The 6,821-nt window shown below is 67.3% G+C and carries 1 protein-coding gene; it reads right to left on the reverse strand.

The genetic code is table 11. The features are described from left to right. Window positions 1-6,821, reverse strand: a 6,821-nt coding sequence (locus T336_RS25575; protein WP_035227000.1) for a hypothetical protein, incomplete at both ends; no start/stop codon positions are given.

Here is a 6,821-nt window from a genome sequence, read left to right on the forward strand (position 1 = left end):
CCGTCGCCCGACACCGCCAGGCTGTTGGCGTCCGCGATGCGCCACCACAGGCTCGCGTCGCCCAGCACGTTGCGCGCGATGTCCTTGAGCGTCTCCCCGCCCACCACCGTGTAGGCCACCGGGTCCAGGCTCTTGTGGCGCGGACGGATCTGCGCGGCCTGCAGGCGGAAGTCCGCCGTGTCCACGTACGCCGGGGTGTTGGTCTGGGGTGTGTTCTCCTCCTGGGTGGGCGCGTCGCCGTAGCGCGCCAGCACTTCGCCGTTGGCGACCAGCTGGCGCTGCACGTGGCCGGGGGTCAGGGCGCTGCCCGTCACCCCGCCCTGGTAGCCCGAGGCCGGGTTGGCGATGCTGCTGTTCACCTCGCCTTGTGCATTAAACCCGCCCTGGCTCACGAACACCGCCGTGCCGTTGGCGTCGTTCACGAACGTGCGGTCGTAGCGCGCATCGTTGCTCGAGGGCTGCGTCGCCTGGTTCGTCAGCGCTGCCGCCAGGCTCCCGTCCGGGGCCTGCGTCGCGCTGCCCGTCACCTTGGGCTGGCGGATGCCCACCACGAAGCCGTTGGCGTCGCGCTGCGTGATCGTGCCCACCACGTCGCCGCCGCGGCGCGTGAGGGCTGCGCTCTGCTGCCAACTGCCGTTCAGGTACGTGTACTGGTACGTCGTGGTCGTGGCCTGCCCGTCGGCTTCCTGGCGCACGCCCTTGAGGTTGCCTGCCGCGTCGTAGCCCAGGCCCGTCACGTCGCCTGCGTCGTGGTATGCCACGTTCGTGGTCTGGGCCACCTTCTGGTTGTCCGACGGCTTCGCGCTGCGCAAGACCGTGTGCACGTCCTGCAGCTTGCCCATCGCGTCGTACTGGCTGTAGCGGTACTCGTAGCTGCCGCCCGTCTCGCCGACCAGCGTGCGTGCCGCCACCTGCCGGCCTGCGCCGTCGTACAGGATGCCGTCCATCTTGTCGCTCGCGCCGAAGCCCGTGTAGCCCGCCATGCGGTGCAGGTCGTCGTAGGCGTAGGCATACGTCTTGCGGATCGTGCCGTCCGGCGAGCCCGTGATCGCGGGGCCGTCAAAGGTCTGGTCCATGGTGCGGTTGCCCGCCAGGTCATAGGTGTACTTGAGCGTCGTGATCGAGCCGTTGACCGACGACTCTTCCCGGCTCTTCATCTGCCGGTTCATCGCGTCGTACTCGAAGCCCGTGGTGCTCGTATGCACCACCTGCCGCTCCTGCTGGCCTCCATACGGGTCGCTCGTGCGGATCGTGTTGACCACGTGCGTTTTCACCTCCTGGCGGTTGCCCGCCAGGTCATAGGTGATGCGCACATCCGAGCGCCCGTCGAACACCGCCCGCAGCCGGTGCTGCGCGTCATACACCAGGTGGTTGCCCTGGTACACCACGTCGTCCAGCAGACCGGACGTGAGCAGCGTCTTCTGCGACATCTTCTCGGCCACCCGGTTGCCGGCAAGGTCGTATTCGTAGCGGGTGGTCTGGCCCAGGTAGTTGTCGCGGATCTCGATGAGCTGGCCCGCGCCGTCGTAGCGGTAGTCGATGTTCTTTTTCTTGTTGGTGGCCGCAGCCCCGCCCACGCCCGGCTCCACGCGGGTGTTGTCCTCGTGCACGAGCTGGCCCGCGAGGTTGTAGGTGTAGTTGAAGTCCACCGGCGCGCCGCCCCCCGACTGCGCATCCGTGCGGCCGATCAGGTGGCCGAAGATGTCGTAGTTCCACGCCTGGGTCATGCCCACGGCGTCCGTCTGGCCCACCTTGCGGCCCTGCGCGTCGTAGCGGTAGCGCATGGTGTAGGCCAGCGGGGCGGTGGCTCCGCCTGCGCCCCGGACCGTCTCCTGGCCGCTCAGCACCACGTTGCCCATGCGGTCGTAGCGGTAGCGCGTGGATTCGTCGTTGCCGTTGGTCACCCGCACCTTGCGGCCGGCTTCGTCGTACTCCACCGTCTCCAGCACCGTCATGTTGGCACTCTTGACTCCGGACTCGTTACCGGACACGACACCGTTGCCCTTGTCGTCGTCGGCGGAGTACAGGTTCCCCGCCACCGCGCCGTTCATGTTGCCATCGACCCAGTAGCGGGCAATCGCTTGTGCGAGTGAGGTCTGCGTGAGCCGCGACATCTGGTCGTAGGTGTACTTGGTCACCACCGTCCGGTCGGCAGTCATCCGTTCGGCAGAAGAGGTTTTGTCGCCGAAGGCGTTGTAGGTGTAGTCCATGCGCCCGCCGTCGGCGTGCCGCTCCTGCACCACGTTGCCCGCCAGGTCGCGCACCTGCGCATTCAGGTGGCCCAGCGCGTCGCGCACGCCCACCTGCCGGCCCATCGCGTCGTAGTACACCTTCGTCGTGGCCCACGATTGCGCGAAGTTCACGTCCTCGTGCAGGCGCGACTGCTCGATCACCTGGTTGTTGGCGTCATAGCGCATCGTGGCCGTGCGCACCAATGTGCCCGCGCCCAGGCCCTGGGTTTCGTCGATGGTGGTGACGTTGTTCCAGCGGTCATAGTCGCGGACGGTGACGGGGCGGCTGCTGAGGCCGCCCTGCTGGGAGTTCTGCGCGCGCAACTGGGGCACGTACTCCGTGGGTTTGGGCTGGACCGTGACGCCCCCGCGAACGCCCGTGGAGGGCACGGTGATCGTCACCGTGCCCTGCTCGATGTAGGGGTCGCGGTACATCCCCGCGGGATGTTCGATGACGATCTTCACCTGGTAGGTGGTGCCCGGCACGAGCCCGTCGAGCACGAAGCCCTGCAGCGCCGCGCCGCCTGCGAACTGTGAGCGGCCATCGCCCTGCCGGAACAGGTAGGGCGCCGGGTTGCCGCCCGGGATGCCGGGAGAGGCGCTGACCGTCACCCGCGCGCCCGTCTCGGGCTGGGGCCATTGCAGCACGCTGTAGTTGGTACCGTCGATGACGGCGTTGCCCATGCCCAGGGATTCCATCTTCGCCGTGGCGGCCATGGGCGCGCTCAGCATGAAGTTGGAGATCACCTCGTACTCCAGGTCCGTCGTGAGGTAATCGCCCAGGCTGCGGTCGCCGCGGGCGTTGCCGTTGTACAGGGCATAGAGCGGCTTGGTGCCCTCCACCGGCGCCATCATGATGTAGCCGTCGTTCTGGTAGGCGTTCTGGTACCAGCGCGACCAGTTCCATGCGAACGTTCCATTGGCCAGAGCAGGGCGCGGATCTTGATTCAGCACGATGAAGTCGCCGCGATAGACCGTGGCGGGATTCGACGCCAGCTGGAACACCGTGTCGCCGCCATAGATGTATTGCATCAGGCGCTTGCTGTTGCCCGATGGGTCCACGTCCACGTAGCCCAGTACACCCTCATACCGCGCCGCCCCCTCGGCAACCCGCTGGTTCATCTCCATGATCACGGACGCATCCGATGTCGTGATGTGGTGGTCGTTGTTCTGGTAAGTGAAGTAGTAGCGCTGCAGCGGCTTGCGCCCCGGGCCAGGGTCTTTCCACACATAGCCCAGGATGCCCATGTTGGACACGTTGTTCCTGGCGTACACCACCGCGGGGGTGGTCACGGCCAGGCTCGCGCCCTGCGACGTGGTCAGCGTGCCCTCGGCGCGCTGCGCCACGCCGCCGAAGCTGTTGAGCACCACCACCTCGTACTTGTAGGTGCCGGGTGCCATGTTCAGCGCGACGCCCTGGTAGCCCGTGCCGAAGCCGGTCGCGCGCCCGTCGCCCTGGGCGAACACGCCGTTGCCCACGGTGCGCGTGCCGGTCCAGTCCTGGCTGGTGTCGCCCAGCGGCTTCCAGCGGAAGACCACGCTCTGGCCCCCCGCAGGCTGGGGCCAGCGCAGCACCTGGTAGGCGGTGCTGTCGATGGTGGCCTGCACCACGCCGACGCCCTCCAGCGCCGGTGCGCTGTCGGCAGCTTTCATGCCGATGGCGAACGAACCCGTGCCGACTTCGCGCACGTCGCTGCCCTGGACGTTGCTGATGCGGTATTCATAGCCACCGGTACCCACGCCGGTGCCGTTGTCGTCCCAGACCAGCTTTTCCAGTTCGATGCGGTGCGCCGAGCCGAAGGTGTGCAAGGCATTGGCGAGCCGCACGGTGCGCCACCCGCCGCCGATGGCGCGCACCTCCATGCGCAATTGGGTCACCAGGTTCTGCGGCAGGCTGACCTCGACACTTTGCGCCGCGAATGCGCCATAGAGCGTCGTCAGCCGGCCGATACTGCCGGCCGTGCCGCTCTTGGTGCTTCCAGACGAACCGCTCGGGCCGCTGCCCGGCCCGAAGACGGCCTGCGGCGGCTCGGCCGATCCGCTTTTGGTTTCCATGGACGGCGGCAGCCCCTGCATCAGCGCGTTGCGCTCGCTCAGCGAGGTGGTATAGAGCCCGTCCTTCCATTCAGTGTCGCCATCGGGCGATTTGTGGTGCTGCAGGGCCTGGAGCCTGGTCATGCCCGCGGGTGCCGCGGACGAACCTGCGATGCCCACATAGCCATCGATGCCGCGATCTTCCCAGCCGCTGGCCAGCAGGCTGCTGCGCTGGCTGTCGCTGGTGGTGTAGACGGAGATGTTCGTGTTGGCCTTGCCCAGACGATAGAGTGCCGTCAGACCCGCCGCCGGCTGCTCGGCCACGTACCCCGCGATGCCTTCGTCCAGCCAGCCATTGTTGCCGATCAGCAGCGAATCACGGGTGGTGGTGCTGGTGCTGAACAGGTGAACGTCGTTGTATTGATCGTACAGGCGGTAGATGGGCTTGCGGCCCGCGCCCGGCTCGTTCCAGATCATCCCCGGGCTTGTGGCCTCGGTCCATGTCAGCTGTGTGGAGCTGGCCTGGCGAGTGTCCGCGTTGTAGATCGTGGTCCAGTTGCCGAAGATGTCGAGCTTCTCGACCTGGATGCTCTGGATGCTCTGGATGCCGACCGAGGCACTCTGGCTCGCCGACTTCCACTTGAACGAGTATCCGTTCAACGCCTCTTCCGATCCCACCACGATGCTGCGGGACGTAGCCTCGTTGCTGGTGTTCACGTAGTTCAGCGTGATGCGCACATCGCCGCTGCCCAGGTCCTGCAGCGAGCGCCAGACCAAATCCACCTGGTTCTTGCCATCGATGGTGGAATTGCCGGAGTCGTTGGGGATTTTTTTCTCGGTGGCCGTGACCACCCCGTACACCAGGTTCAGGCGCGTGGTGACCCCCATGGCCTTCTCGCTCGCGCGCTCCGGTGCGATGGTTCTCACCAGGCGGCCGCGCAGGTCGTATTCCATGTCCGTGCGCTGGAACTCCCCTGCCGCACTCGCCTGCACGCCCAGCGCCTGCTGCGTGTCTGCGTAGTTGTCCAGCCGGACCCGACCCGCCCCCACCAGTTGCGCCGTCTGGCGCCCCTGCAGGTCGTAAGCCCAGATCTTCATCACCCCGTCGCCCGCATTGCTGCGCCACACGCGGCCGGCGTTGTCGTAGTCGTAGACCTCGTCGCCGACCACGCGGTTGCCATCGGACGCCATCATGCCCAGCGTGCTGCTGCCGTCGGCCTGCCGCACGATCTTGCGCGTCACTTCGCCGAAGCCGTTGTACTGCAGCTCCGTATCGCCCAGCCACAGGCTGGCCGGGTCCGGGCTGTCCTGCAGCGGCGTGTAGGTATGCGTCTGCCGCCCCAGCGCGTCGTAGCGGTAGGCGCGCCAGAGGCTGTGCATCTGCTTCGCGCCCGCGTCGTCCACATAGCTGACGTTCTGCCATTCCTTGGCCAGGCGCCCCTGCGCGTCGTAGGCGTAGTAGTGGCTGTTGCCCGCTGCATCGATGGTCTCCAGCGTGTGGCCTTGCGCATCGAAGCGGGTGTAGCTGGTGCGGTCCGCCAGTTTGGCCGGCGCAGCGTTGGCGGCATAGCTCCGGCCATCGCCCGACACCGTGGCGCCACCCGCGTATTGCACGGTGGAGACCGCGTTGCCGTGCGCATCGCGCCGGAACTCGGTGAGCGGGCTCACCGGTGCCGCGCCCTGCTGGTTGGCCGCCACGCCGATGTTCACGGCCGGCGTCACGATCGCGCGCACGCGGCCCAGCACGTCGTAGAACTGGTAGGTGGTCGCGCCCAGTGCGTCCGTGGTGCGCAGCAGGTTGCCCAGCGCGTCGTAGGCGTAGCGCGTCGTCAGATCGGCCTTCGCCCCATCCTTGGCTTGAGTGACCTCCGTCAGCACGCCGCCGATGTCCGCGGCACCCGCGTTCACGGCCGTGTAGCCCACGCCACGGCGCGTCTCCGACGTCTTGCGTCCGAGCACGTCGTAGGCCGTGTCGGTGACGCGGTCACCCTTGCCTGCGTCGGGAACGGTTCCCAGGGCCGCGTTCCTCGCGCCGTATTCCACGTGCCGCACCACGTTGCCAGCGGCATCATAGGCATCGGTACTCAGGTAAGCCATCTCATCGATGGTCGAGGTGCGCCGGCCCAACGTGTCGTAGGCATAGAACCTGGCCGACCAGCGGATGCTGCCCGTGTTGGTGTACACGCTCGTGAGGTTGCCCAGCGCGTCGTAGCTGTTGCGCGTGGTCTTGCGCCCTGCCCCTTGCTCGGCGGCGGCGCTGTCCCAGAAGAAGACATAGGGCTCCTGCACTTCCTTCACGCGCCCCAGGCGGTCGTAGCCGGTGAGGATGTCGCGGTCGGTGCTGCCCGCCCTGGCGGTGATGGCCCCGCGCACTTCGTCTTCGCGCATCAGCACGCCATCTGTGCGGGTGGTGATGTTCTGCGCATAGCGCACGAGGCGCTCGGTCTCGCCGAAGGCGTTGCGCGTGTAGCCCGTCACGTAGCCCAGCGCGTCCACGTCCCACGCGAGCTGGCCCGCGCGGTCGTAGGCCTTGTAGCTCCACGCGGTGCTGCCGGC

Origin of the sequence: Paracidovorax oryzae ATCC 19882 (genome assembly GCF_000687165.1) — a bacterium.
GTDB classification, from domain to species: domain Bacteria; phylum Pseudomonadota; class Gammaproteobacteria; order Burkholderiales; family Burkholderiaceae_C; genus Paracidovorax; species Paracidovorax oryzae.